The sequence below is a fragment of the Pseudomonas sp. YuFO20 genome (assembly GCF_035064975.1).
Classification (GTDB): domain Bacteria; phylum Pseudomonadota; class Gammaproteobacteria; order Pseudomonadales; family Pseudomonadaceae; genus Aquipseudomonas; species Aquipseudomonas putida_AE.
The window spans coordinates 58451-83960 of sequence record NZ_JAXDEO010000003.1; the positions used below are offsets into that span (position 1 = coordinate 58451).

23 protein-coding genes are annotated in these 25510 nt (G+C 61.5%); 13 read left to right on the forward strand and 10 right to left on the reverse strand.

Features of this window, described 5'->3' with window-relative positions; genetic code table 11:
* The first annotated feature begins 60 nt into the window (after positions 1-60).
* The 3 genes from SOP85_RS02525 to SOP85_RS02535 all read left to right on the forward strand — a co-directional run bounded on the left by SOP85_RS02525 (position 61) and on the right by SOP85_RS02535 (position 3100).
* On the forward strand, positions 61-1512 hold the full coding sequence (locus SOP85_RS02525) for a mannose-1-phosphate guanylyltransferase/mannose-6-phosphate isomerase (RefSeq protein ID WP_274073932.1): 1452 nt from the start codon (positions 61-63) through the stop codon (positions 1510-1512).
* Between the two features lie 264 nt (positions 1513-1776).
* On the forward strand, positions 1777-2241 hold the full coding sequence (locus SOP85_RS02530) for a multidrug transporter (protein ID WP_274073933.1): 465 nt from the start codon (positions 1777-1779) through the stop codon (positions 2239-2241).
* A gap of 34 nt (positions 2242-2275) precedes the next feature.
* Positions 2276-3100, forward strand: a complete 825-nt coding sequence (locus tag SOP85_RS02535; RefSeq protein ID WP_323625984.1) for an SDR family oxidoreductase — start codon at positions 2276-2278, stop codon at positions 3098-3100.
* A gap of 151 nt (positions 3101-3251) precedes the next feature.
* On the opposite strand, the gene SOP85_RS02540 is transcribed toward SOP85_RS02535, so the two are convergent.
* The 4 genes from SOP85_RS02540 to SOP85_RS02560 form a co-directional block, all read right to left on the reverse strand.
* Entirely contained in the window at positions 3252-4106 is an 855-nt protein-coding gene (locus SOP85_RS02540; protein ID WP_323625985.1) for an HlyD family secretion protein, read from the reverse strand.
* 10 nt (positions 4107-4116) lie between these two features.
* The gene (locus SOP85_RS02545) at positions 4117-4317 is read right to left on the reverse strand and encodes a DUF1656 domain-containing protein (RefSeq protein WP_015096751.1); all 201 of its coding nucleotides are present in this window, start codon (positions 4315-4317) and stop codon (positions 4117-4119) included.
* Positions 4307-6499 carry an FUSC family protein gene (locus SOP85_RS02550; RefSeq protein WP_274073936.1) on the reverse strand — a complete coding sequence of 731 codons (2193 nt, stop codon included), beginning with the start codon at positions 6497-6499 and terminating at the stop codon, positions 4307-4309. The genes SOP85_RS02545 and SOP85_RS02550 overlap by 11 nt, the downstream gene beginning before the upstream one ends.
* A gap of 146 nt (positions 6500-6645) precedes the next feature.
* The gene (locus SOP85_RS02560) at positions 6646-8145 is read right to left on the reverse strand and encodes an efflux transporter outer membrane subunit (protein ID WP_323625986.1); all 1500 of its coding nucleotides are present in this window, start codon (positions 8143-8145) and stop codon (positions 6646-6648) included.
* 193 nt (positions 8146-8338) lie between these two features.
* Between SOP85_RS02560 and SOP85_RS02565 the strand changes: the two genes are divergently transcribed.
* Positions 8339-9307, forward strand: a complete 969-nt coding sequence (locus SOP85_RS02565) for a LysR family transcriptional regulator (protein ID WP_274073938.1) — start codon at positions 8339-8341, stop codon at positions 9305-9307.
* Positions 9308-9363: 56 nt separating this feature from the next.
* Here SOP85_RS02565 and SOP85_RS02570 read toward each other — a convergent pair whose 3' ends face one another.
* The 4 genes from SOP85_RS02570 to SOP85_RS02585 all read right to left on the reverse strand — a co-directional run bounded on the left by SOP85_RS02570 (position 9364) and on the right by SOP85_RS02585 (position 13528).
* The gene (locus SOP85_RS02570) at positions 9364-10128 is read right to left on the reverse strand and encodes an amino acid ABC transporter ATP-binding protein (RefSeq protein WP_003171943.1); all 765 of its coding nucleotides are present in this window, start codon (positions 10126-10128) and stop codon (positions 9364-9366) included.
* 13 nt (positions 10129-10141) lie between these two features.
* Positions 10142-11239, reverse strand: coding sequence for an amino acid ABC transporter permease (locus tag SOP85_RS02575; RefSeq protein WP_274073939.1), 1098 nt, complete (start codon positions 11237-11239; stop codon positions 10142-10144).
* Between the two features lie 10 nt (positions 11240-11249).
* On the reverse strand, positions 11250-12431 hold the full coding sequence (locus SOP85_RS02580; RefSeq protein WP_274073940.1) for an amino acid ABC transporter permease: 1182 nt from the start codon (positions 12429-12431) through the stop codon (positions 11250-11252).
* A 65-nt stretch (positions 12432-12496) separates the two neighbouring features.
* Positions 12497-13528 carry an amino acid ABC transporter substrate-binding protein gene (locus SOP85_RS02585; RefSeq protein WP_323625987.1) on the reverse strand — a complete coding sequence of 344 codons (1032 nt, stop codon included), beginning with the start codon at positions 13526-13528 and terminating at the stop codon, positions 12497-12499.
* A 466-nt stretch (positions 13529-13994) separates the two neighbouring features.
* Between SOP85_RS02585 and SOP85_RS02590 the strand changes: the two genes are divergently transcribed.
* The 5 genes from SOP85_RS02590 to SOP85_RS02610 all read left to right on the forward strand — a co-directional run bounded on the left by SOP85_RS02590 (position 13995) and on the right by SOP85_RS02610 (position 19326).
* Entirely contained in the window at positions 13995-14651 is a 657-nt protein-coding gene (locus SOP85_RS02590) for an alpha/beta hydrolase (RefSeq protein ID WP_274073942.1), read from the forward strand.
* 98 nt (positions 14652-14749) lie between these two features.
* Complete coding sequence (gene rhlB, locus SOP85_RS02595) at positions 14750-16237, forward strand: ATP-dependent RNA helicase RhlB (RefSeq protein ID WP_274073943.1); 1488 nt, start codon at positions 14750-14752, stop codon at positions 16235-16237.
* A 138-nt stretch (positions 16238-16375) separates the two neighbouring features.
* On the forward strand, positions 16376-17320 hold the full coding sequence (locus SOP85_RS02600; protein WP_323625988.1) for an ornithine cyclodeaminase family protein: 945 nt from the start codon (positions 16376-16378) through the stop codon (positions 17318-17320).
* Positions 17321-17464: 144 nt separating this feature from the next.
* On the forward strand, positions 17465-18592 hold the full coding sequence (locus SOP85_RS02605) for an NAD(P)/FAD-dependent oxidoreductase (protein ID WP_274073945.1): 1128 nt from the start codon (positions 17465-17467) through the stop codon (positions 18590-18592).
* A 92-nt stretch (positions 18593-18684) separates the two neighbouring features.
* Positions 18685-19326 (forward strand): helix-turn-helix transcriptional regulator, encoded by a 642-nt coding sequence (locus SOP85_RS02610; RefSeq protein WP_323625989.1) that lies wholly within the window; start codon positions 18685-18687, stop codon positions 19324-19326.
* 293 nt (positions 19327-19619) lie between these two features.
* On the opposite strand, the gene hmpA is transcribed toward SOP85_RS02610, so the two are convergent.
* Positions 19620-20801 carry an NO-inducible flavohemoprotein gene (gene hmpA, locus SOP85_RS02615; protein WP_274073947.1) on the reverse strand — a complete coding sequence of 394 codons (1182 nt, stop codon included), beginning with the start codon at positions 20799-20801 and terminating at the stop codon, positions 19620-19622.
* A gap of 156 nt (positions 20802-20957) precedes the next feature.
* Here hmpA and norR point away from each other — a divergent pair, with 156 nt between their 5' ends.
* Together norR and SOP85_RS02625 are read left to right on the forward strand one after the other, a co-directional pair.
* Positions 20958-22520, forward strand: coding sequence for a nitric oxide reductase transcriptional regulator NorR (gene norR, locus SOP85_RS02620; RefSeq protein ID WP_323625990.1), 1563 nt, complete (start codon positions 20958-20960; stop codon positions 22518-22520).
* 87 nt (positions 22521-22607) lie between these two features.
* A complete protein-coding gene (locus SOP85_RS02625) occupies positions 22608-23357 on the forward strand; it encodes a YkgJ family cysteine cluster protein (protein ID WP_323625991.1) in 750 nt (249 codons plus the stop codon).
* Positions 23358-23389: 32 nt separating this feature from the next.
* Here the strand turns inward: SOP85_RS02625 and SOP85_RS02630 are convergent, their stop codons facing one another.
* Positions 23390-23647: a hypothetical protein gene (locus SOP85_RS02630; protein ID WP_323625992.1), complete on the reverse strand. Its 258-nt coding sequence runs from the start codon at positions 23645-23647 to the stop codon at positions 23390-23392.
* A gap of 199 nt (positions 23648-23846) precedes the next feature.
* On the opposite strand from SOP85_RS02630, the gene SOP85_RS02635 reads away from it, so the two are divergent.
* Positions 23847-24821: a 2-hydroxyacid dehydrogenase gene (locus SOP85_RS02635; protein WP_323625993.1), complete on the forward strand. Its 975-nt coding sequence runs from the start codon at positions 23847-23849 to the stop codon at positions 24819-24821.
* Between the two features lie 176 nt (positions 24822-24997).
* Entirely contained in the window at positions 24998-25507 is a 510-nt protein-coding gene (locus SOP85_RS02640) for a DUF2165 domain-containing protein (protein WP_323625994.1), read from the forward strand.
* The last annotated feature ends 3 nt before the right edge of the window (positions 25508-25510 follow it).

The following is a 25510-nucleotide window of genomic DNA, read 5'->3' on the forward strand; positions in this document are numbered from 1 at the left end:
GGCGCTTTAACTTGCCGCTTGAAGCTTGCAGCTTTCAACTGAATTTTTAGGAGTAACAACATGATTCCGGTGATCTTGTCAGGTGGTAGCGGCTCACGTCTTTGGCCGCTTTCCCGTAAGCAGTTCCCTAAACAGTTCCTGGCCCTGACCGGCGAGCACACCCTGTTCCAGCAAACCCTGGAGCGCCTGGTGTTCGACGGCATGGACACGCCGATCGTGGTCTGCAACAAGGACCACCGTTTCATCGTCAACGAGCAGTTGGCCGCGCGCAAACTCGAAACCCAACGCATCCTGATGGAACCGTTCGGCCGCAACACCGCGCCGGCCGTGGCCCTGACCGCGATGATGCTGGTCAACGAAGGTCGTGACGAACTGATGCTGGTACTGCCGGCCGACCACGTGCTGGAAGACCAGAAAGCCCTGCAACGCGCCCTGGCCCTGGCCACCGTCGCCGCCGAAAACGGCGAAATGGTGCTGTTCGGCGTCCCGGCCACCAAACCGGAAACCGGCTACGGCTACATCAAGTCGACCAACGATTCACTGCTGCCCGAAGGCGTCAGCCGCGTTTCGCACTTCGTCGAAAAACCGGACGTGAAACGCGCCACCGAGTACGTCCAGTCCGGCGGTTACTTCTGGAACAGCGGCATGTTCCTGTTCCGCGCCAGCCGCTTCCTCGAAGAGCTGAAAAAGCACGATCCGGACATCTACGACACCTGCCTGCTGACCCTCGAGCGCAGCGCCCAGGACGCCGACACCGTGAGCATCGACGAAGCCACTTTCGCCTGCTGCCCGGACAACTCCATCGACTACTCGGTCATGGAAAAAACCCAGCGCGCCTGCGTCGTACCGCTGACTGCGGGCTGGAGCGATGTCGGCTGCTGGTCGTCGTTGTGGGAAGTGAATGCGAAAGATGCCAATGGCAACGTCACCAAAGGCGACGTGGTGATCCAGGACAGCAAGAACTGCATGATCCACGGCAACGGCAAACTGGTGTCGGTGATCGGCCTGGAAAACATCGTGGTGGTCGAAACCAAGGACGCCATGATGATCGCGCACAAGGACAAGGTCCAAGGCGTGAAGCAGATGGTCAACACCCTCAACGAACAGGGCCGCAGCGAAACCCAGAACCACTGCGAAGTCTATCGTCCGTGGGGCTCCTACGACTCGGTCGACATGGGCGGGCGTTTCCAGGTCAAGCACATCTCGGTGAAACCGGGCGCGTGCCTGTCGCTGCAAATGCACCACCACCGCGCCGAGCACTGGATCGTGGTCAGCGGCACGGCTGAAGTGACCTGCGACGAGAACGTGTTCCTGCTGACTGAAAACCAGTCGACCTACATTCCGATTGCTTCGGTTCACCGCCTGCGCAACCCGGGCAAGATTCCACTGGAAATCATCGAAGTGCAATCGGGCAGCTATCTGGGCGAAGACGATATCGAGCGGTTTGAAGATATCTACGGGCGCTCGACCCCGATTGAGCGTGGCGTGTCGGTGAAGACCATCGCGCAGTAAGCATTGTTTACCTTAAGCCCCCGCTCAACCCGCTGCGTCCCCTATCCGCAGCGGGTTGACCGGGGGCTTTTTTTGTCCGGGTTTTGTGTTGCCCAGGCTGGCCTCTTCGCGAGCAAGCCCGAGTTTTTCCAGGAGAAATGCGATCGAATGTGGGAGCGGGCTTGCTCGCGAATAGGCCAGCACATCCGCCACAAAATCTCGCCCATCGCCACCTCCCCTACGCTTAGGTAGGATGGTCTCTCCATCCCCCAAGGTTTTCACGTCATGTTCATCGGTGTCCTGCTGGTCATCACCTGGCTGATCCTGCTCCTGCGCTATCCGACCAAAGCCTTGCCCGTGTCCATGGCCGCCGCCGTAGGCCTGGGCATCGTCGCCACTTGGGTCATCTGGATGGACCACCGCGAACTCAAACAGCTTGAACGCCTGGAACTGCGCATCAGCTACGCACCGCAACATTGCCCTGCCGACCGGCCGCTGCAATTGACCATGAGCAACGGCAACGACGTGCCGCTGACCGAGTTGCGCTGGCGCGTCGCCGCTTATGCGCCGGGCGACACCGTCAACCTGGCCGACAATCAGTACACCGCCCCTCGCTATCGCGGGCCTGGCGAATTGCAGGCTGGGGGTAGCTGGGAAGATTGCCTGCCCATGCCGCCGTTGCGCCCCGGCTATCGCCCGGAAACCCTGGAGTTTCGCGCCGAGCGTTTGCACGGCACTTTCTCCGACTGACCTCTCCCCCACTTTTTTGCACAAGGACCGCGCCATGCCCGTTGCGTTGATTACCGGATGTTCCAGTGGCATCGGCCGCGCCCTGGCCGATGCCTTCAAATCTGCTGGTTATACCGTCTGGGCCAGTGCCCGCAAGACTGAAGATGTCGCAGCGCTGACCACTGCCGGTTTTATTGCCGTGCAATTGGACGTCAACGATGGCCCGGCACTCGAACAATTGAGCGAACGGATCAACCAGCAACACGGCGGCCTCGATGTGCTGATCAATAACGCCGGCTACGGTGCGATGGGGCCTTTGCTCGATGGCGGCGTGCAGGCGATGCAGCGCCAGTTTGAAACCAACGTGTTCGCAGTCGTGGGCGTGACCCGCGCCATGTTTGGTGTGTTGCGTCGAGCGAAAGGGATTGTGGTCAATATCGGTAGCGTTTCCGGGGTTCTGGTCACGCCGTTCGCAGGGGCTTATTGCGCGTCGAAAGCCGCGGTGCATGCCTTGAGCGATGCCTTGCGCATGGAACTGGCGCCGTTTGGCGTGCGGGTGATGGAGGTGCAGCCGGGGGCGATCGCTTCCAGTTTTGCCAGGAATGCCGGGCATGAGGCGGAGCAATTGATCACCGAACAATCGCCGTGGTTTCCGTTGCGCGAAGGTATTCGGGCACGGGCCAAGGCGTCCCAGGACAATCCGACGCCGGCCAGTGAGTTTGCCGCGGGGTTGCTCAAGGCCGTGCAGCAAAGCAAACCGCCGCGGCTGATTCGTCTTGGCAATGGCAGCCGGGCGTTGCCGTTGATGGCAGGGTTGTTGCCCAAGGGCTTGCTGGAGTCGGCGTTGATGAGGCGATTCGGGTTGCGTGGGCAGCTCTGAGCCCCAGTCGACGCCTTCGCGAGCAAGCCCGCTCCCACAGGGGAACGCATTTCAAATGTGGGAGCGGGCTTGCTCGCGATGGACGTCAACGATGATGCGTACATTCTGAATACACGCGGTGTCCTCTCGTTCATCGCGAGCAAGCTCGCTCCTACAGTGCGTTGACCACCACCGTGCAGGTAATCCCCGCCGCCAGTAGCACCCCCTCCGGCACTTCATCGATGTGAATGCGCACCGGTACCCGTTGCGCCAGGCGCACCCAGTTGAAGGTCGGGTTCACGTCGGCGATCAGCTCGCGGCTTTCCGGGTTGTCGCGGTCGTAGATGCCGCGGGAGATGCTTTCCACGTGGCCCTTGAGCACTTCGCCGCTCATCAGTTGCATGTCGGCCTTATCGCCCACGCGCACGTGGGGCAATTTCGTTTCCTCGAAGAAGCCGTAGACCCAGAACGAGTTCATGTCGACCACGGCCAGTTTCGCTTCGCCAATGCGCGCGTAGTCGCCACGATGGACATTCAGGTTGGTCACGTAGCCGTCCACCGCCGCACGGACTTCGGTGCGCTTGAGGTTCAGTTGCGCCGCTTCGAGTTGCGCCTGGGCCTGTTGGTAATCGGCCAGGGCCGAGTCGGCGAGGTTGCTGGCGTCGTCGCGGTTTTCCCGGGAGATCACCAGGTTGTCCATGTCGGCACGGCGATGGGCGTTGACCTTGCGCATCTCCCAGGTCGCCTTGCGTGACGCCACCAGCGACTGCGCCTGTTTCACCGCGAGGCGGTAGTGCTCGGGGTCGATGCGCATCAGCAGGTCGCCCTTCTTCACCAATTGGTTGTCGCGCACCGGCACGTCCACCACTTCGCCGGTGACGTCCGCAGCAACGTTGATGATGTCGGCGCGCACCCGGCCGTCGCGGGTCCACGGGGTCTCCATGTAATGCACCCAGAGTGTGCGGCCGATCCATATCGCCAGGGCCAGAACCAGCAGGGTGGCGAGCAGGCTGAAGAGCTTTTTCATCAGAGCATTCTCAACGATAAACAGTCAGCGCCATGGCGCCGAACAGACAGGTAAACAGGCTCAGGCGCAGCAGCGCCGGGTGCCAGAAGAAGCGGTAGAGGTCGAACCCGGACAGGAAGCGGTCCAGTGCCCAGGCCAGCGCCGCCGCAATGAAAAACATCAGGGTCATGGTCGGCATGTAAACGCCGTGGAAGGCGATTTCACGGGGCATGGTCAAGTCCTTGGGGCTTGGTGTTCGTGTAGGAAGCGAGCGGCGATTGCGGGTCGAGTAGCGAGGTGCGGATAAAGTGCAGGTAGCTCTTCACCCGGCGCAGCGCCGAGGTGTCGAAGTGCGGGGCGAAGGGTTCGTCGGTGGCTTGCACGCGGCTGATCGCATGATCGACGGCGATCAACGCGCGCTCCAGATTGCTCTGGCCCGGTTGCAGGAACAGCCGCACCAGCGCACGCCCCATCACGCGGATGGACTGGCGCCACGGCTGGGACTCGGCATAGGCCGGATGCACCGGCAGGATCGCCTGCTCCTTGCGCAATTCGATGATCGCGTGCCCGACTTCCAGCACAACGAACATCCAGCGCAACAGCTGCCGCTGCACCTGCGGCTGGCCCGTCGCGAAACCGTAGGCCTGATGCACCAGGTCGCGGGTGCGGCTTTCGAAACTCGACGCCAGGCCCTTGAGTTTGCCGCTGATGGCGTAGACCACCTGGCCGCGCAGGTCCTGCTCCAGGCGCTGCCACAACCAGCGGCTGTTCGGCGGCAGAATGATCGCCCCCGCCGCCGCACACACCAGCATGCCGAGCACCATGGCGATGTAGTCGTTGATGAAGCTGTAGGGGTTGTAGACCGTGAGGTTGTCCGGCACCGAACCGGTGCTGAAGAAGATCAGCAAGCCGAGGCCGACGCCGGCGTACTGCGGGCGCGAGGCCAGGAATGAACCGAGCACGATCACCGGCGCGAGCATCACGCACAGCAAGGGGAAACCGTCGATCCAAGGGAAGATGAAAAACATCTCGACGAAGCCGATCAGCGCGCCGAGAAACGTCCCGCAGGCCATCTGGAATGCCATGCGTTTCGGGTTCGGCGTGGCGGCGGACAGGCCCACGGTGGCCGCCGCGATGAGCGTCATGGTCGCCCCGCTCGGCCACGCCGTCGCCACCCAATAGCTGCCCAGCACCACCAGGATGAACGCAGCGCGAATCCCTGAGGCTGCCGACACCAGCCAGTTGGTCTGCGGGGTGAAGGGCTCGTCCCAGCGTTCGCGCTCGTGGCTGTGATCGGCCAATGAAGCGTGGGTCTGTGCATAACTGTGCAAATCGTCAACGAAGCGATAGAGCAATTCGTAGGCGGTGTGGAAATCCAGCAGCTCGGCATCGCTCGGCTCGCTCTCCTGGAACACCGCCCGCAGGCTGCGCACCCGCGCTGGCAAACTGGCCTTGTAGGCGGTCAGCGCCGAGACCAGACGCGCCGCATCGGCACTGGTCAGCGCGCGGCCGCTGAAGCCGTCGAGCAATTCGGCGAGGTCCTGCAAACCGGGCTTGATGGCTGCCACGGCGTGATCGGTGTCACTGCTGCGCAGGCGTTCGAGCAACTGGTGCAAGGCGTTGAATCGCGTGGTGATGCCCATGAACTCGCTGTTCAGGCGACTGAGCCGACCGTTGCGTCGACGCATGTGCGGGTCTTCGAACACGGTGACGCTGCGCAGCCCCTCCAGGCCCACCGCTTCGGCAATGAAGCGCACGTTGCCGGCCTCGAAAGCCTCACGCTGGCTGCGCCCGCGCAAGCCGTCGGTGACAAACAAGGCGAAGACTCCGAAGCGCTGATACAGGGCATTGCGCATCGCGGCACTGGCGGTTTGCGGCAGGATCGCGGCGCTGACCAGGGTCGCGCAGAGAATCCCCAGGGAGATTTCCAGCACCCGCCAGACCGCCGCCATGAACGCGCCGTCCGGATGGGCCAGCGCGGGCAACCCGACCATCGCGGCGGTGTAGCCGGCCAGGACAAAACCGTAGGCGCGGAAGTTGCGGCAACGCGCCGCGCCGGCCGAGCAGATACCAACCCAGATCGCCAGCGCGCCGAGGAACAGTTCGGTGTTCTGCGCAAACAGGGCGATCAACGCCACCATCACTGCCGAGCCGGTCAGGGTGCCCAGAAAGCGGTAGAAACTCTTGGCGAACACCTGGCCGCTTTGCGGCTGCATGACGATGAACACGGTGATCATCGCCGTGCGCGGCTGCGGCAGTTCCAGGCGCATGGCCAGCCACAGGGTCAGGAACGCGGCGAACAGCACCTTGAAAATGTAGACCCAGGTCACGCCATCGCTGCGTGCCCAGTCGAAGAAGCCCCGGCGCCATTCAAGGGAGTACAGCCAGCGCAAGGGTGCGGGCAAGGGGGTCATAAAGCCTGCTCAGTTAACTAAAATTGTGCGGTGAGAACTCGGTCCTTGTGGGAGCGGGCTTGCTCGCGAAGAGGGCGTGTCAGTCGACGGTGATGTTGCCTGACACACCGCTTTCGCGAGCAAGCCCGCTCCCACAGGTGATGTGTTCAACGCAAAAGGCTCGGGGTTTTCGGTGCCTGGGTCTGGTTGTCTTTCGGTACATCGTTGCCGGCACCCAGCCCACCGCCTAGCGCCGTTACCAGTTCGGCATGCGCACTCAATCGCGCCGCCTGCACCTGCTGCTGCACCTGCTGCTGTTTGAACAACAGCGTCTGCGCGTTAAGCACATTGAGGTAATCGGTCAGCCCGCGCTGGTAGGCGATCATCGCGATGTCATAGGTCTTCTGCGCCGTAGCCACCGACTCGGCGGCGAAGGTTTGCTGCTTGTCCATGGACTCGCGGCGGATCAACTGGTCGGAGATGTTTTTCAGCGCGTTGACCAGCGTCTGGTTGTATTTGGCCACGGCGATGTCATAACCGGCCGAGGCTTCGCCCAGCTCCGAGCGCAAACGCCCGCCGTCGAAGATCGGCAGCGAGATGGCCGGGCCGACGCTGTAGTTGAGTTTCTTGCCGGTCAGGAACTCCAGGGCGCCGCCACCGGTGGCCATGTAGCCCAGGCTGCCGACCAGGTCGACGTTGGGGTAGAAACCGGCATGCGCCACGTCAATGCCCCGCGCCTGCGCCGCCACTTGCCAGCGACTGGCAACCACGTCCGGGCGTTGACCGAGCAATTGCGCCGGCAGCGTCGACGGCAGTTTGAGTGCGGCGCCCAGCGCCAGTGTCGGCCGCTGCAACTGCGCACCCTCCCCCGGCCCCTTGCCTGCCAGCGCAGCCAGTTGATTTCGACTGAGGGCGATTTCTTCGTCCAGGGCGTCGATCTGACGGTGGGTTTCCGGCAGCGGCGTCTGGGCCTGGCTGACTTCGAAATGGGTGCCGATGCCGCCGTTCAAGCGCTTCTGCGCCAGCTCGAGGATCTGCTCTTGCTGCTGCAATGTCGCTTCGACGATGTCCCGTTGCGCGTAGTGCAACGAGAGTTCGATGTAGACGCGCACGATGTTGTTCTGCAATTCGAGCTGCGCCTGACGCGCTTCGGCGACCGTCATGTGGGCCATGTCCACGGCGCGCTCGGTGGCATTGCTTTCGCGGCCCCACAGGTCGAGGGCATAACTGAAGCCCAGTGCGGCGTTGTTGTCCCAGGTGGTGCTGTTGGCCAGCTCACCGGGACCATAGAATTGATCGGTGGGCCAGTTGTGGCGCTTGAGGGTGGACTCGCCGTTGATCTGCAACGACTCCGCCGCTTCGGCAACACCGGCCATGGACCTGGCCTGGCGCACCCGCGCCGCCGCCATGGCCATGGTCGGGCTGCCTTGCACGGCGAGGTCGATCCAGCGATTCAGTTGCGGATCGCCATAGGCCTGCCACCATTGAGCGGTGGGCCAGTGCGCGTCCTGGGCGGCGCTCTGGATCGCTTCGTCCGTGGCCAGTGAATTGGCCTCCAGTGCCTTGCCCTGTGGGGCAATACCTCCGGTTCCGATGCAGCCGCTGATTGCCAGGGTTAAAACCAAAACACTGAGCGGCTGAAGCGCTCTGCTGATGCGACGCGGCACTGCTGCGATTTCCTGAATTTGGGAGGAGGCATACGGGTCCCGTGGGACCGGGGCAATTCTATGGGGCGGTCTGGATGGCGATAAGCTGGGATTCCTGTGAATCTTTGTTACCGTTAACGCGATAATCCCTTGGTCGGGGTCTCAGACCCTGAAACTTCGTGTCACAATTTGCCATCGAACCCGAGAGCACCCCATGGACACATTGCAAAACATGCGCGCCTTCAGCTACGTGGCCGAGGCCGGCAGCTTCACTGCCGCCGCCGTGCAACTGGACACCACCACGGCCAACGTCTCGCGCGCGGTATCCAACCTGGAAGCCCACCTGCAAACCCGTCTGCTCAACCGAACCACGCGCCGCATCGCCCTGACCGAAGCCGGCAAGCGCTATTTACTGCGTTGCGAGCAGATCCTGAACTACGTCGAAGAAGCCGAAGCCGAGGCCAGTGACGCCCACGCGCGCCCGGCCGGGCAGCTCAAGGTGCACACCATGACCGGCATCGGTCAGCACTTCGTGATCGACGCCATCGCCCGCTATCGCAAGACCCACCCGGACGTGACCTTCGACCTGACCCTGGCCAACCGCGTGCCGGACCTGCTGGACGAGGGCTACGACGTGTCCATCGTGCTCGCCAGCGAACTGCCGGACTCGGGTTTCGTCTCCCAGCGCCTGGGGATTACCTACAGCATCGTTTGCGCCTCGCCCGCCTATGTCAAAGCCAACGGCTGCGCGCAAAAACCCGGCGACCTGCTCAACCACGCCTGCCTGCGCCTGGTGAGCCCGGTCATCCCCCTGGATAAATGGGCCTTCGACGGGCCTGACGGCCAGGAAATGGTCACCATCAACAGCTCGCCGTTCCTGGTGAACTCGGCCGATGCGATGAAAACCGCGATCACCAGCGGCATGGGCGTCGGTGTCCTGCCGCTATACGCCGCGATCGACGGGCTGCGCAACGGTACGCTGGTGCGGGTGATGCCCAATTACCGCTCCCAGGAACTGAACCTGTACGCGATCTATCCGTCGCGGCAGTACCTGGATGCGAAGATCAAGACCTGGGTGGAATACCTGCGCGGGTCATTGCCGGAGTTGCTGGCGGCGCATCAGGCGGAACTGGCCGCGTATGAATTGAGCGGCAGTCTGGCCGGGGCGCGAATGGCGACCTGACCGATAGATAAAAAAACCCGGATCATGTCCGGGTTTTTTTCATTGCCTGGTGCCGATCAATGCAGGATCTGACTCAGGAACAGCTTGGTGCGGTCGTTCTGCGGGTTGTCGAAGAAGTCGTTCGGCGCGGCCTGTTCGACGATTTCGCCCTTGTCCATGAAGATCACGCGGTTGGCCACGGTACGGGCGAAGCCCATTTCGTGGGTCACGCAGAGCATGGTCATGCCGTCTTCAGCCAGGCCGATCATGGTGTCCAGTACCTCTTTCACCATCTCGGGGTCGAGTGCCGAAGTCGGTTCGTCGAACAACATGATTTTCGGCTTCATGCACAGCGCCCGGGCAATCGCCACACGCTGTTGCTGGCCACCGGACAGTTGCCCCGGGAATTTATGCGCCTGCTCCGGAATGCGTACGCGTTCCAGGTAGTGCATGGCGATTTCCTCGGCCTTGCGCTTGGGCATCTTGCGCACCCACATCGGCGCCAGCGTGCAGTTCTGCAGGATGGTCAGGTGCGGGAACAGGTTGAAGTGCTGGAACACCATGCCGACTTCGCGGCGGATCGCTTCGATCTGCTTGAGGTCGTTGGTCAGCTCCACGCCGTCGACCACGATGCGGCCCTGCTGGTGTTCTTCCAGGCGATTGAGGCAGCGGATGGTGGTGGACTTGCCGGAACCAGACGGGCCGCACAGGACGATACGCTCGCCCTGCTTGACGTTGAGGTTGATGTCTTTGAGTACGTGGAACTGGCCGTACCACTTGTTGACGCCCTGCATCTGAATAATGCCTTCAGGGCTCACAGGCTGTTTGATTGCTTCGCTCATTTGAAGAGAACTCCTAACGCTTGTGGCCAGTGTCGAGCTTGCGTTCCAGATGCATGGAATAGCGCGACATACCAAAACAGAAAATCCAGAACACCAGGGCGGCGAACACATAGCCTTCGGTGGCCATGCCCAGCCATTTCGGGTCGGCGGCGGCTTGCTTGACGCTGTTGAGCAGGTCGAACAGGCCGATGATGATCACCAGGCTGGTGTCCTTGAACAGCGCGATGAAGGTGTTGACGATGCCAGGGATCACCAGCTTCAGGGCTTGCGGCAGAATCACCAGGCCCATGCTGCGCCAGTAGCCGAGGCCCATCGCTGCGGCGGCTTCGTACTGACCCTTGGGAATCGCCTGCAGACCGCCACGTACCACTTCAGCCACGTAGGCCGACTGGAACAGGATCACGCCGATCAGCGCCCGCAGCAGCTTGTCGAAGTTCATGCCTTCGGGCAGGAACAACGGCAGCATCACCGATGACATGAACAGCACCGTGATCAACGGCACGCCGCGCCAGAATTCGATGAAGGTCACGCAGACCACCCGAATCGCCGGCATGTTCGAACGACGCCCCAACGCCAGGACAATCCCCAGCGGCAAGGCACCGGCAATACCGACGGTGGCGATCACCAGGGTCAGCATCAGGCCGCCCCATTGGCTGGTCGCCACTTGGGTCAGGCCGAAGACGCCGCCGTGCAGCAGGCACCAGGCAATGATCGGGTACAGCACCAGGAAGCTCAGGCCATACACCGCTTTATGGTGAAAGCGCGAGATGAACAAAGGTGCCACGCCGATGACCGCCAGCCACACCGTCAGGTCCACGCGCCAGCGCAGTTCCGGCGGGTAGTAGCCGTACATGAACTGGCCGAAGCGCTGCTGGATGAACACCCAGCAGGCGCCCTCCTTGGTGCAGTCGGCCTGGCTGGTGCCCACCCAGTTGGCATCGAGGATCGCCCACTGCAGGATCGGCGGTACCACCAGGTAAATCAGGTAGAACGCGAACAGGGTCAGCAGGGTGTTGAGCCAGCTGGAGAACATGTTCGCGCGCATCCACGCCACTACGCCGATGCTGCGACTCGGTGGCGGCATGTCAGGTTTGAAAGTATGAGTGCTCATGCGCTTTTCCTTACCGCTCGATCAGCGCAATGCGCTTGTTGTACCAGTTCATCAGCAGGGAAATGCTGATACTGATCGCCAGGTACACGCTCATGGTGATCGCAATCACCTCGATCGCCTGGCCGGTCTGGTTCAGCACCGTGCCTGCGAACAGCGATACCATCTCCGGATAACCGATACCGGCCGCCAGCGAGGAGTTCTTCGCCAGGTTCAGGTATTGGCTGGTCAGCGGTGGAATGATCACGCGCAGGGCTTGCGGGATGATCACCTTGCGCAGGGTCGGCCCGTTGCGCAGGCCCAACGAGTGCGCCGCCTCGGTCTGGCCGTGGCTGACCGACTTGATGCCCGAACGCACGATCTCGGCGATGAACGCCGCGGTGTACACCGTCAGCGCCAGGGTCAAGGCCAGCAGTTCCGGGATCAGCACCCAGCCGCCGACGAAGTTGAAGCCCTTGAGCTGCGGCATTTCCCAATGCACGGGCGCGCCAAAAATCAGTGCGCACAGCGCCGGGATGACCAGTAACAAGGCCAGGCCGACCCAGAACTTGTGGAACGGAACGCCGGTGGCTTCGAAGCGTTTGTTGGCCCAGCGGCACATCAGCACGATGGCGACGATGGCCACCACGACACTGATCACGAACGCCCAGAAACCATCGGCCATCAGCGCCGCCGGCATGTTCAGGCCGCGGCTGCTGACAAAGAAGGTGTCGCCGAAGTTGTGGCTGTTGCGCGGTCCCGGCATGGTCAGGAACACCGCGAAGTACCAGAACAGGATCTGCAGCAGCGGCGGAATGTTACGGAAGACTTCCACGTACACCGTCGCCACTTTGGCGATGATCCAGTTCTTCGACAGCCGTGCCACACCGACGATGAAACCGAGGATAGTCGCCAGGATCACGCCGATGAAAGTCACCAGCAAGGTGTTGAGCAGGCCGATGACAAACACCCGGGCGTAGCTGTCCGCTTCGGTGTAGTCGATCAGGTGTTGGGCGATGCCGAAGCCGGCACTGCGCTCGAGAAAGTCGAAACCGGAGGTGATGCCCCGGTGTTGCAGGTTGGTTTGCGTGTTGTCGAACAGAAACCAGCCTAGCGAGACCACACCGATAATGGTGATGATCTGGAATACCCACGCACGCACTCGTGGATCGCTGAGGCTGAGCCTCTGCTTTGGTGCGCCGATTGAATTTTGCATGAAGTGCCCCGCAAAGAATGGAACAGAACATCACCCGGCGGTTGGCCCGCCGGGTGATAGAACCATCAGCGCACTGGTGGTGCGTATTGAATGCCGCCAGCGTTCCACAGGGCGTTCAGCCCGCGGTCGATTTCCAGTGGAGTGCTCTTGCCGAGGTTTTTCTCGAACACTTCGCCGTAGTTACCCACTTGCTTGACGACCTGCACGACCCAGTCTTTCTTCACTTTCAGGTCTTTGCCGTATTCGCCGTCGGTACCCAGCAGACGGGCAACGTCAGGGTTCTTGGTGCCCTTGGCTTCGGCTTCGACGTTCTTCGAAGTGATGCCGGCTTCTTCAGCGTTAAGCATGGCGTAGCCAACCCAGCGCACGATGGCCAGCCACTCGTCGTCGCCATTACGCACGACCGGGCCCAGAGGTTCCTTGGAAATGGTTTCCGGTAGAACCACGTAGTCCTTCGGCGCAGCCAGCTTGCTGCGCTGGGCGAACAGTTGGGACTTGTCGGAGGTCAGTACGTCGCAACGACCGGATTCCAGCGACTTGGCGCTCTCGTCGGAGGTGTCGAAAGTGATCGGGGTGTATTTCAGGCCGTTGCCGCGGAAGTAGTCGGAAACGTTCAGCTCGGTGGTGGTACCGGCCTGGATGCAGATGGTTGCACCGTCCAGTTCCTTGGCGCTCTTGACGCCGAGCTTATTGTTGACCAGGAAGCCGATGCCGTCGTAGTAGGTAATGAAACCCGGGAATTTCAGGCCCATGCCCGCGTCACGGGAGCTGGTCATGGTGGTGTTGCGCGACAGGATGTCGATTTCGCCGGACTGCAGCGCGGTGAAGCGCTCCTTGGCGTTCAACTGACTGAACTTGACCTTGGTCGCGTCGCCGAATACGGCAGCGGCCACGGCACGGCAGAAGTCAGCGTCGATGCCGACGATCTTGCCGGTAGCATCCGGAACCGAGAAGCCAGGCAGGCCATCGCTGACGCCGCACTGTACGAAACCTTTTTTCTGCACTGCATCCAGGGTCGCGCCCGCCTGAGCGAACCCACTGACACCGAGTACCGCGGCTGCAGTCACGACTGCCAGGGTGGATTTCAACATCTTCATTCAAACCTCCAGTTTTGCTCTTGTTGTGTCGGAGCGTGAGTCCAGTCGCACCCTTTTGAGGCGGTGGTGACCCGTGTTGGCTTTTTTTAGGGTCAACCGACGTAGGACCGTAGCCATGAGTCTAGTAGGAGAAAATCCACATAATGGACAACTCACTTCTCACCAATCGGCCGAACGGGCTGTAGCCCTTTCTCGTTCGCGAAGCCCGTAGCGGCCACTGGCGAACATCCATTACCGGATTTTTGCTATCCCGCGGCCAGTCGTACACTGATAGTGTTACCGCCAGGCGCGAGATGAGTTGCACCGCTTCCCCATAGCAAAGCCCGTACCACACCGGCTGCTAAAGCGGTTAAGCGACAGGTCAATAGCAAAACTTGTAACCTTGCGACATCTTCGTAACTGATCAACCAGAGGCGCCCTCAGACCTCGCACTCAATGAGAGCGCCCGCACAAAATTGGAGCAACCATGACCGAGCCCTTGATTCTTGAACCTATCAAGCCCGCAGATGCCTGCGTCATCTGGCTCCACGGCCTTGGCGCCGACCGCTACGACTTCCTGCCGGTGGCCGAAGCGTTGCAGGAAAACCTGCTGACCACGCGCTTCGTTTTCCCTCAGGCACCGACCTGTGCCGTCACCATCAATGGTGGCTACGAGATGCCGAGCTGGTACGACATATTGGCCATGAGCCCGGCGCGCGCGATCAATCGCGAACAGCTGGAAGAGTCCTCGCAGAGGATCGTTAATTTGATCGACGTGCAGCGAGCCATCGGAATAGACGCCTCGCGAATTTTCCTGGCCGGCTTTTCCCAGGGCGGCGCCGTGGTTCTACACACCGCGTTTCTGAACTGGCAGGGCCCCCTGGGTGGCGTACTTGCCCTCTCCACCTATGCACCGACCTTCAGCGATGAGCTGGAACTGTCCGCCAGCCAGCAGCGCATTCCGGTGCTGTCGTTGCATGGCCAGTACGATGACGTGGTGCAGAACTCGATGGGCCGTAGCGCCTACGAGCATCTGAAGCAGCGTGGTGTCACCGTGACATGGCAGGAATACCCAATGGGGCACGAAGTGTTACCCGAGGAGATTCGCGACATCGGCGTGTGGCTGACCGAGCGTTTGCGCTAAACATCGATGTTTAAAAACGCCCTTTGATCCATCCCTCTACGCCGCGCCCGATTCTTGCATTACACTGGCCGGCGTACATTCCTTAACCAATTGATGAGATGACCGTGCTCAAAGCACTCAAGAAAATGTTCGGTAAAAGCGAGACTGAGCAACTCGCGCCAGTCCCCAGCGCTCCGTCTCACACATCCAGCCACCGCACCGACGGTCATCAGTCTGGTCGGGCCGCCCCGGTAGCGGCGCCGAAACACGAGCCAAAGAGCGCAGCGGTCGCCGAGCCCGTTGTGCAAACCGCCGCCGAGCAACCGCGCAGCGAAGCGCCAAAACCCGCCAAACCACGCCGCGAACCCAAGCCCAAGGCGCCGGTGATTCCCTGGAAACTCGAAGACTTCGTCGTCGAACCCCAGGAAGGCAAGACCCGCTTCCACGACTTCAAACTCGCCCCCGAACTGATGCACGCCATCCAGGACCTGGGCTTCCCGTATTGCACGCCGATCCAGGCCCAGGTGCTGGGCTTCACCCTCGCCGGCAAAGACGCCATCGGCCGGGCGCAGACCGGTACCGGCAAGACCGCGGCGTTCCTGATCTCGATCATCACCCAGCTGCTGCAGACCCCGCCGCCGAAAGAGCGCTACATGGGTGAGCCGCGCGCACTGATCATCGCCCCGACTCGCGAACTGGTGGTGCAGATCGCCAAGGACGCCGCTGACCTGACCAAGTACACCGGCCTCAACGTCATGACGTTCGTGGGCGGCATGGACTTCGACAAGCAACTCAAGCACCTCGAAGCCCGCCACTGCGACATCCTCGTGGCCACGCCGGGCCGCCTGCTGGATTTCAACCAGCGCGGCGACGTGCACCTGGACATGGTCGAAGTCATGGTGCTGGACGAAGCCGACCGCATGCTCGACATGGGCTTCATCCCGCAGGTACGCCAGATCATTCGCCAGACGCCGCCGAAGAACGAGCGTCAAACCCTGCTGTTCTCGGCGACCTTCACCGAAGACGTGATGAACCTGGCCAAGCAATGGACCACCGACCCGGCCATCGTCGAGATCGAGTCGCAGAACGTGGCCAGCGAAAACGTCGAACAGCACATCTACGCCGTAGCCGGTGCCGACAAATACAAACTGCTCTACAACCTGGTCAGTGACAATGGCTGGGAGCGGGTCATCGTCTTCGCCAACCGCAAGGATGAAGTGCGGCGCATCGAAGAACGCCTGGTGCGCGATGGCGTCAACGCCGCGCAGCTGTCCGGCGACGTGCCGCAGCACAAGCGGATCAAGACCCTGGAAGGTTTCCGCGAAGGCAAGATCCGCGTACTGGTGGCCACCGACGTGGCCGGTCGCGGCATCCACATCGACGGCATCAGCCACGTGATCAACTTCACGTTGCCGGAAGTCCCGGACGACTACGTGCACCGCATCGGCCGTACCGGTCGCGCTGGCGCCGATGGAGTGTCCATCAGTTTTGCCGGTGAAGACGACTCCTACCAGCTGCCGGCCATCGAAGAAAAACTCGGTCGCAAGATCAGCTGTGAAACCCCACCGACGCATCTATTGCGGGCGGTTGAGCGCAAGCGGCCGTAACGGGCGACTTGCAGGAAAAGGCGCAGCCGGAAACGGACTGCGCTTTTTTTTCGTCTGGTTTTTTCAACAGGCGCTTGCTCGCGATAACTAAAAGTCCATAATGGACAAATTAGTTTACTCGCCACTCACGGAGCCACCATGACCAGCACCCCCTACGTGATCAACCAATCCCAGGCCCGCGAGTTGCTGGCCCAGGTCGACGTGCCGCAGATCCTGCGAAAACTGTTCCGCGACCTGGCTGCCGGGCAAGCCGTGCAACCGGCACAGCAACTGGTGGAATTTCCCCGGGGTGCCGGCGACTTCATCAACTACCTGGGCGTGCTGGCCGAAGAGGGCGTGTACGGGGTCAAGACCTCGCCCTACATCGTGGGCGAGCAAGGGCCGCTGGTGACCGCGTGGACCTTGCTGATGTCGATGCAGACCGGCCAGCCGCTGTTGTTGTGTGATGCTGGCGAACTGACCACTGCCCGTACGGCCGCGACCACGGCGGTGGCGGTCGATGCCCTCGCGCCGCTCACAGCGAGTCGCCTGGCAATCATCGGCAGCGGCAAAGTGGCCCAGGCGCACCTGCATTACGTTAAAGGTCTGCGCGAATGGCAGAACATCAGCCTGTACTCGCCAAGCCTGAGCGAAGATGCTGAAACGGTGAGCCTGCTGAAAAACATCGAGCCACGCCTGAACATCGTCGACAATCGCGAGACTGCCGTTCAGGACGCCGACGTGATCATGCTGTGCACCTCGTCCGCAGGGCCCGTGATCGATCCGTCGAGCTTGCGCAAACCGGCGCTGATCACCTCGATCAGCACCAACGCCCCGCGCGCCCACGAAGTACCGCCGCTGAGCCTCAACGACATGCAGGTATTCTGCGACTACCGTGTGACCACCCCGGGCTCGGCGGGTGAAATGCTGATTGCCGCCGAACAGCATGGCTGGGATAACAAGGCGATTGTCGGCGACTTGCCCGACCTGCTCAGCGAGAAAGTGCAGCGCCCCGGCTACGACCGTCACGTGTTTTTCCGCTCCATCGGCCTGGGCCTGGAAGACATCGCACTGGCCAATGCCATCTACCGCCTGCACCCCTGACACCACACATCCCTGTAGGAGCCGGCTTGCTGGCGATCGCATCACCTCGGTTTTCCTGACAGACCGCGGCGCCTGCATCGCCAGCAAGCCGGCTCCTACAGGGATCATCGAACCTTCGGCATTTGTGTTTCACAGGAGACATTCATGAGCCAGGCAGACTTCATCATCATCGGCGGCGGGATAGCCGGCGCTTCCACCGGTTTCTGGCTGTCGCAGCACGCACGCGTCATCGTGCTCGAACGCGAATCCCATCCGGCCTATCACTCCACCGGCCGTTCGGCCGCGCTGTACACCGCCGCCTACGGCACCCCGCAAGTGCGGGCGCTGACTCAGGCCAGCCGGGATTTCTTCGACGCCCCTCCGACCGGTTTCTGCGAACACCCGCTGCTGACCCCACGCGGCGAAATGACCGTGGACTTGACCGGTGACCCGGCCGAACTGAATAACCAGTACCTGAGTGCCAAAGCCACAGTGCCGCAAATGCAGTTGCTCAGCGCCGACGAAGCCTGCGCGCTCGTGCCGATCCTGCGCCGGGAAAAAGTCCACGGCGCGATCTACGATCCGACCGCCAGCGACATCGACACCGATGCCCTGCATCAGGGTTACCTGCGGGGAATCCGCCGTAACCAGGGCGAAGTCCATACCGACAGCGAAGTCCTGAGCCTGACCCGTGATGGCGCAGGCCTGTGGCAGGTGCAAACCAAGGACCAGACCTTCAGCGCGCCAGTCATCATCAACGCCGCCGGCGCCTGGGCCGACAAGATCGGTGAAATGGCCGGCGCCCGGCCGCTGGGCCTGCAACCCAAGCGCCGCGCGGCCTTCATCTTTGCCGGCCCCGAAGGCGTGGACATCCACCATTGGCCGATGCTGGTCAGCCTCGACGAATCCTTCTACATGAAACCCGACGCCGGCATGTTCCTCGGCTCGCCGGCCAACGCCGACCCGGTGGAACCCCACGACGTGCAGCCCGAAGAACTGGACATCGCCATGGGCATCTACCAGATCGAAGAAGCCACCACCCTGACCATCCGCCGCCCGACCCGAACCTGGGCCGGCCTGCGCAGTTTCGTCAGCGACGGCGACTTGCTGTCCGGTTTCGATCCGCAGGTGCCGGGGCTGTTCTGGGTGGCGGCACAAGGCGGTTACGGCATCCAGACCTCGCCGGCCATGGGCCAGGCCAGTGCTGCGCTCGTGCGCGGTGAAGCCCTGCCCGAAACCCTCAGCCGTTTCGGTCTGAACGCCGGCATGCTGTCCCCTGCCCGCCTGGGCTGACTATTGTCCTCAGGTGACGCGCCGACTCGATTGCGGCACACTTTCAGCGTCCTGAATCACGGGGCGCTGAAGCTGCCCCGGAGCCCCATTGTATGAACGCACCTGAACAAGATCCTGCCCTGAACGACACGTCCCTGGATAACTTCCGGGCGATTGCCGATGCCATCGCCACGCTGTTTTTTCCCCACGCCGAAGTAGTGCTGCACGACCTGCGCACGCAAAAGGTCGACTACATCGCCAACAACCTGTCGAAACGGGAAATCGGTGACGATTCGGCGCTGGATGACATGCTCGGCGACGATGTCGGCGAACGCAACATCGGGCCGTACGAAAAGCTCAATTGGGATGGTCAGAAGATCCGCAGCCTCAGCACCGTGCTGCGCGACCGTGAGGGACACCCGCTGGCGGTGCTGTGCATCAACCTGAATATTTCGCTGTTCGAGAATGCCAAGGCCGCGCTGGATCTGTTCCTGTCGCCGACCAAGCTGATTCCGCAGCCGGACTCACTGTTCCGCGATGACTGGCAGGAACGGATCAACACCTTTCTCCACGCGTGGCTGCGCGAACGCCAGCTGAGCCTGAACCTGTTGACCCGCGATCACAAACGCGAACTGGTGCTGGCCCTGCACGCCGAAGGCGCCTTCAAAGGCAAAAGCGCCTCCAACTATGTGGCCAATGTGCTGAACATGGGGCGGGCGACGGTGTACAAGCATTTGAAGGAACTCAAAGGCTGAAACCATACCTTGCCGGCGATCGCATCACCCGGGTTTTCCTGATAGACCGCGGCGCCCGCATCGCCTGTAGGAGCCGGCTTGCTGGCGATCGCATCACCACGGTTCCTGACAGTCCGCGGTGCCCGCATCGCCTGTAGGAGCCGGCTTGCTGGCGATCGCATCACCACGGTTCCTGACAGTCCGCAGCGCCCGCATCGCCTGTAGGAGCCGGCTTGCTGGCGATCGCATCACCACGGTTCCTGACAGTCCGCGGTGCCTGCATCGCCAGCAAGCCAGCTCCTACAGAGCGATGTTTACTCCAAGGCGGAAGCCGGGCCGAAGAACTCGTAACGGCTCTGCTTCTCTGGCACACCCAACGCCTTGAGGTGACGCTTGACCGCCGCCATGAAGCCCTTCGGCCCGAGGAAGTAAGCGTCCAGGTCGCGCTCTTCGGGCAACCAGGCGGCCAGTTGTTCCTGGCTCAACATCCCGACCTTGTGCGCCGCCGGGCTGACGCCATCATCCTCGGCATAGCAATAGAACCGCTTGAGTTGCGGATGACGCTCGGCCAGCCCGTCGATCCAGTCGCGGAAGGCGTGGACGCTGCCATTGCGCGCGCAGTGGATAAAGTGCACCGGCCGCTCGGTTTGCAATGCTGCTTCCAGCATCGCCAGGGTCGGGGTGATGCCGACACCGCCGCTGATCAACACCAGCGGCTTGTCGCTGGCGCTCAGGGTGAACTCGCCCGATGGCGGGAACAGCTGGATGCTCGCCCCTACCTGCAGTTGATCGTGCAAATGATTGGAGGCCCGACCACCGGTTTCACGCTTGACGCTGATGCGGTACTGGCCCTTGTTCGCCAAGGCCGACAGCGAATAGTTGCGACGGATCTCTTCGCCATCGAGGATCAGTTTCATGCCGATGTACTGGCCTGGCTCGGCGGCCAGAATCGGCCCCTTGTCGGCCGGCTCGAAATAAAACGAGGTGATTTCCGCACTCTCCTCGACCTTGGCCACCACAATGAATTCCCGCGCCCCGCGCCAGCCGCCCGGTGCCTGCTCTTTCTGGTCGTAGATGCTTTTTTCGGCACCGATCAGAATGTCCGCCAGTTGCCCGTAGGCCGCCGCCCATGCCGCAATCACTTCAGGGGTGGCGATTTCTTCACCCAGCACTTCGGCAATGGCACGCAACAGGCACTTGCCGACAATCGGGTAGTGTTCCGGCAGAATCTGCAGGGCCACGTGCTTGTTGATGATCTTGGCCACCAGGTCGCCCAGTTGGTCGAGCTGATCGATGTGGCGGGCGTACATCAACACACCATTGGCCAGGGCGCGCGGCTGGTCGCCGGAAGCCTGGTGGGCCTGGTTGAACAGCGGGCGCACTTCTGGATACTCGGACAGCATCATGCGATAGAAGTGGGTGATCAACGCTTCACCACCGCTTTCCAGCAGCGGCACAGTGGATTTGACGATGGCACGGTCTTGAACGCTGAGCATAGAGTGACTCCTGGGCAACGAGGGTTTCTTAACAGTTGCCCTATGCTTATCAGTTTCCGTGCCAAGAATTAAAACCATATAAATCAATGAGTTAATAACAAAGTAGTCATATCGACACAGCGTGATCTATAGTCACATCGACTACATGGAGTCACTATGACTGCAAAATCCCTGTTAACCGCCCTGCTGCCCCTGGTCTCCGACCTGTCCCGTGAACTCCCCGAAGGCGAGCGCTATCGGCGCCTGCTGGAAGCCATGCGTGCCCTGCTCCCTTGCGACGCGGCCGCCCTGCTGCGCCTCGATGGCGAATGGCTGGTGCCGCTGGCCGTCGACGGGTTGAGCACCGACACCCTCGGTCGGCGCTTCAAGGTCAGCGAGCACCCGCGTTTCCAGGCCCTGCTCGGCAGCACCGGTCCCACCCGGTTCGCCGCTGACAGCGACCTGCCTGACCCCTATGACGGCTTGGTCGATGGTCTCGATGATCACCTGGAAGTCCACGATTGCATGGGCTGCCCGCTGTTCATCGACGAGCGGCCGTGGGGCCTGCTGACCCTCGACGCGCTCAATCCGGAACAGTTCGAACCGGTCGAGCTGGATGCCCTGGAAGCCTTCGCCAGCCTCGCCGCGGCCACCGTCAACGCCGCCGAACGCATCGAGCGGTTGAATAACCGAGTCGAAGACGAACACCAGCGCGCCGAGGTCTACCGCCAGGCCAGCGGCCAGCAACACCGCGAGATGATCGGCCAAAGCAAGGCGCACAAACGCCTGGTGGAAGAGATCGACCTGGTGGGCGGCAGCGATCTGACGGTGCTGATCACCGGGGAAACCGGGGTCGGCAAGGAGCTGGTGGCCCAGGCCATCCATGCCGCCTCGCCTCGCGCCGACAAACCGATCATCAGCCTCAACTGCGCCGCGCTGCCGGATACGCTGGTGGAAAGCGAACTGTTCGGGCATGTCCGCGGCGCCTTTACCGGGGCGCTGAACGATCGCCGTGGCAAGTTTGAACTGGCCAACGGCGGCACGCTGTTTCTCGATGAAGTCGGCGAACTGTCGCTGACGGTGCAGGCCAAACTGCTGCGGGTGCTGCAAAGCGGCCAGCTGCAGCGACTGGGTTCGGACAAGGAGCATCAGGTCGACGTGCGACTGATCGCGGCGACCAACCGCGACCTGGCCGAGGAAGTGCGCAGTGGCCGTTACCGCGCCGACTTCTATCACCGCCTCAGTGTCTATCCCCTGCTGGTCCCGGCGCTGCGGGATCGCGGGCGGGATGTGTTGCTGCTCAGCGGTTTTTTCCTCGAGCAGAACCGCTCGCGCATGGGCCTCAACAGCCTGCGCCTGAGCACCGACGCCCAAGCGGCGTTGCTGGCCTACGACTGGCCCGGCAATGTGCGCGAGCTGGAACACCTGATCGGCCGCAGTGCATTGAAGGCGTTGGGTAACTGCAAGGATCGGCCGAAGATCCTCAGTTTGAGTGCCGCCGACCTCGACCTGCCCCATGCCCGTGTCGAAGCCGGCGTCGAAGTCAGCGCCGAGCAAGCCGCCGTTGTCGACGTCGAATCGGTGACGGGAGATTTGCGCGAAGCCACCGAGCGTTACCAGCGCCAATTGATCGGCGCCTGCCTGGAGCGCCACCATCACAACTGGGCGAGCGCTGCCCGGGAGCTGGGCCTGGACCGGGCCAATCTCGGACGGATGGCCAAGCGCCTGGGGATGAAATAGCACCGTGGCGCATAACTTGCTTCCACAGCAAGCTTCGCGGCGACATTCCGACGCCGCTGACTGTCCTCGGATGCGACTGACTGCTCAATGAATACGACGTTTTCCTGTGTAGGCTGTGGCAAATGCTGCAATGACCACCACGTACCCCTGACCCTGCCCGAAGCCCGGATGTGGGCAGCTGACGGTGGCCAGGTGATAGTGCTGGTGGAAGCCTTCCTGAGCAATGGCCTGGGCCTGCCAGCGCAGCAACGCGAGCATGCCGAAGCGCGCTCGGCGCTGGTGCGCAGCGGCGCCTGCGAGGTTTACGTGGCCATCACTTTTGCCGCCTATAGCACCGGTGCCTGCCGTCATCTGGACCAGGACAACCTGTGCCGCATCTACGAACGCCGGCCGCTGGTGTGCCGCATCTACCCGATGGAGATCAATCCGCACATTCCCCTGAACATCGCCGCAAAGGAATGCCCGCCGCAATCGTGGGAAACAGGGCCGCAGCTGATTGTCGGTGGCCAACTGGTGGATCCGGAACTGGCACAACTTATCCAGCGCTCCCGCCAGGCGGATCGCGACGACATCCGCATCAAGGATGCGATTTGCGCCTTATTGGGGATTCGTACGACGGCCCTCAAGGGCGACGGGTTTACCGCTTACCTGCCGGACATGACCGAGTTCGCCACGATCATCGACGAATTGGCCGGGCAGACGTTACCGGTATGGGAAAGCGAATGGCAGTTTCATGTCTCGGGGGACGATATCGCGGGGCGCGTAATGGCGGCGGGTGCGCAGGTGGTAACCGAGACACCCGCCGACTACGCGTTTATTTCATTGCGGGCGGCTTGATGCCACGATGGCCCGCTGGATAAACCTGAAACCTAACGCTTGCCCATCGAACGGCGTGTACCCGGAGGCGCCATCCCCGGCGTCTTGGTGTGGCCATTCCTGGCGCCATTCTTGTACCACGGCTGGCTGGCGTCCTTGTTGGCCTGCAGCTCACCCGGCTTGAATGGGAACTTGAACGCCGGGATAGCGGGTTTGGTCTCGCTGTCAGCGCTGGAGTCGACGCTGCCTGGCAGCTCTGCCTGTTCGGCGCCCAAGGCGTCGGCTACCGGCGGTTGTTTCGGGGAAGTCATGAAAAGCTCCGGGTGATGCACACTGTGTCGGGCCCGGTCAGCGAGCCGCGAAAGTCGACAGTATAGCGGAATGGCAGCTGCAAGCTCCAAGCTGCAAGCGTCAAGTTAAAAGCGCTGCGGGTAGCTTTTAACTTGCGGCCTGGCGCTTGAAGCTTGTAGCTTTCCACCCATTCTCCTGCGCCCGAAGAGCCCTTTGCCCATGAAAAAGACCGTCCTCGCCTTCAGCCGCGTCACGCCAGAAATGGTTGAACGCCTGCAACAAGACTTCGACGTCATCGTGCCGAACCCGAAAAAGGGCGACATCAACGCCCAGTTCAACGAAGCCCTGCCCCATGCCCACGGTTTGATCGGGGTCGGTCGCAAGCTGGGTCGCGCACAACTGGAAAACGCCGCCCGGCTGGAAGTCGTGTCCAGCGTCTCGGTGGGCTATGACAATTATGACGTGGCCTATTTCAACGAGCGCGGGATCATGCTCACCAACACGCCGGACGTGCTCACCGAAAGCACCGCCGACCTGGCCTTCGCCTTGCTGATGAGCAGTGCGCGCCGCGTCGCCGAACTCGACGCCTGGACCAAGGCAGGTCAATGGCAAGCCAGCGTCGGTACCCCGCTGTTCGGCTGCGACGTCCACGGCAAGACCCTGGGCATCGTCGGCATGGGCAATATCGGCGCGGCCATCGCGCGCCGTGGTCGCCTGGGCTTCAACATGCCGGTCATCTACAGCGGCAACAGCCGCAAGACTTCGCTGGAACAGGAACTCGGCGCGCAGATGCGCAGCCTGGACGAGCTGTTGGCTGAAGCCGACTTCGTCGTCCTGGTGGTCCCGCTCAGCGAGAAAACCAGGCACCTCATCAGCCATCGCGAACTGGCCCTGATGAAGCCGAGCGCGATCCTGGTGAACATTGCCCGTGGTCCGGTGGTAGATGAGCCGGCACTGATCGAGGCGCTGCAAAGCAACCGCATCCGCGGCGCCGGGCTGGATGTGTATGAAAAAGAACCGCTGGCCGAATCACCACTGTTTCAACTGAAAAACGCCGTGACCTTGCCGCATATCGGTTCGGCCACCCATGAAACCCGCGACGCCATGGCCAACCGCGCCCTGGCGAACCTGCGCAGTGCCTTGCTGGGTGAGCGCCCACAAGATCTGGTCAACCCGCAGGTTTGGAAAGGCTGATTGAACGATGGCACGTCTCTGGCTGGACGTGCCACTTTGCGCAACATTAAAAAAACGCTGAATGGCTATTGAAAGACGACATAACTTGCAATGCAGTCTCCGGCCGAACTTGTCTGAACAGTTATAAACTCCGAGCGATTAAAAGAGCACCAAACGTGCACTCGGAGAATACCCCCATGAATAAACTAACCACCATCTGTGTGATAAGGCGGAGCAAAATACTGATTGTCTTGACAGCGGCACTGTTCGGACTGATGACGCTCATTAACAATGTCACCGACTATGCGGCATACGCCGACTATATCGGGCGCATCATCAGCATGAGCAATACCGAAGGCAATGACTCCCGACGCTACAGGGCAATCAGCTCAAATATGTTTCATCATCGCTTTTACTGGGCAATCATTTCGCTCGAGACCCTTTCTACTTTCAGCTGCCTGGTGGGGACCTATCAGCTTTGCCGAAAAGTCGATGCACCACGCCCAGAGTTTCACGAGGCAAAAAAATACGCGATCGCCGGTCTCGTGATAGGCATCATTGTTTATCAACTTCTATACGTCACCATACTCAATGAATGGTTTGACCTGGAGTACTCTGCTCAACGCTACGCCAATGATTGGGCACAAAGAAACATTGAATACATGTTTCTCGCCCTTATCTATCTCACCGCCGTAAAAGACAACTGAACA

Coding starts and splice junctions, on each gene's coding strand:
- SOP85_RS02625 (WP_323625991.1), top strand. CDS start 22,608: ATGAATACGACGTTTTCCTGTGTAGGCTGTGGCAAATGCTGCAATGAC.
- SOP85_RS02525 (WP_274073932.1), top strand. CDS start 61: ATGATTCCGGTGATCTTGTCAGGTGGTAGCGGCTCACGTCTTTGGCCG.
- SOP85_RS02635 (WP_323625993.1), top strand. CDS start 23,847: ATGAAAAAGACCGTCCTCGCCTTCAGCCGCGTCACGCCAGAAATGGTT.
- SOP85_RS02570 (WP_003171943.1), bottom strand. CDS start 10,128: ATGAGCGAAGCAATCAAACAGCCTGTGAGCCCTGAAGGCATTATTCAG.
- SOP85_RS02640 (WP_323625994.1), top strand. CDS start 24,998: ATGAATAAACTAACCACCATCTGTGTGATAAGGCGGAGCAAAATACTG.
- SOP85_RS02585 (WP_323625987.1), bottom strand. CDS start 13,528: ATGAAGATGTTGAAATCCACCCTGGCAGTCGTGACTGCAGCCGCGGTA.
- SOP85_RS02565 (WP_274073938.1), top strand. CDS start 8,339: ATGGACACATTGCAAAACATGCGCGCCTTCAGCTACGTGGCCGAGGCC.
- norR (WP_323625990.1), top strand. CDS start 20,958: ATGACTGCAAAATCCCTGTTAACCGCCCTGCTGCCCCTGGTCTCCGAC.
- SOP85_RS02545 (WP_015096751.1), bottom strand. CDS start 4,317: ATGCCCCGTGAAATCGCCTTCCACGGCGTTTACATGCCGACCATGACC.
- rhlB (WP_274073943.1), top strand. CDS start 14,750: ATGACCGTGCTCAAAGCACTCAAGAAAATGTTCGGTAAAAGCGAGACT.
- SOP85_RS02605 (WP_274073945.1), top strand. CDS start 17,465: ATGAGCCAGGCAGACTTCATCATCATCGGCGGCGGGATAGCCGGCGCT.
- SOP85_RS02575 (WP_274073939.1), bottom strand. CDS start 11,239: ATGAGCACTCATACTTTCAAACCTGACATGCCGCCACCGAGTCGCAGC.
- SOP85_RS02580 (WP_274073940.1), bottom strand. CDS start 12,431: ATGCAAAATTCAATCGGCGCACCAAAGCAGAGGCTCAGCCTCAGCGAT.
- SOP85_RS02535 (WP_323625984.1), top strand. CDS start 2,276: ATGCCCGTTGCGTTGATTACCGGATGTTCCAGTGGCATCGGCCGCGCC.
- SOP85_RS02540 (WP_323625985.1), bottom strand. CDS start 4,106: ATGAAAAAGCTCTTCAGCCTGCTCGCCACCCTGCTGGTTCTGGCCCTG.
- SOP85_RS02610 (WP_323625989.1), top strand. CDS start 18,685: ATGAACGCACCTGAACAAGATCCTGCCCTGAACGACACGTCCCTGGAT.
- SOP85_RS02530 (WP_274073933.1), top strand. CDS start 1,777: ATGTTCATCGGTGTCCTGCTGGTCATCACCTGGCTGATCCTGCTCCTG.
- SOP85_RS02550 (WP_274073936.1), bottom strand. CDS start 6,499: ATGACCCCCTTGCCCGCACCCTTGCGCTGGCTGTACTCCCTTGAATGG.
- hmpA (WP_274073947.1), bottom strand. CDS start 20,801: ATGCTCAGCGTTCAAGACCGTGCCATCGTCAAATCCACTGTGCCGCTG.
- SOP85_RS02630 (WP_323625992.1), bottom strand. CDS start 23,647: ATGACTTCCCCGAAACAACCGCCGGTAGCCGACGCCTTGGGCGCCGAA.
- SOP85_RS02600 (WP_323625988.1), top strand. CDS start 16,376: ATGACCAGCACCCCCTACGTGATCAACCAATCCCAGGCCCGCGAGTTG.
- SOP85_RS02590 (WP_274073942.1), top strand. CDS start 13,995: ATGACCGAGCCCTTGATTCTTGAACCTATCAAGCCCGCAGATGCCTGC.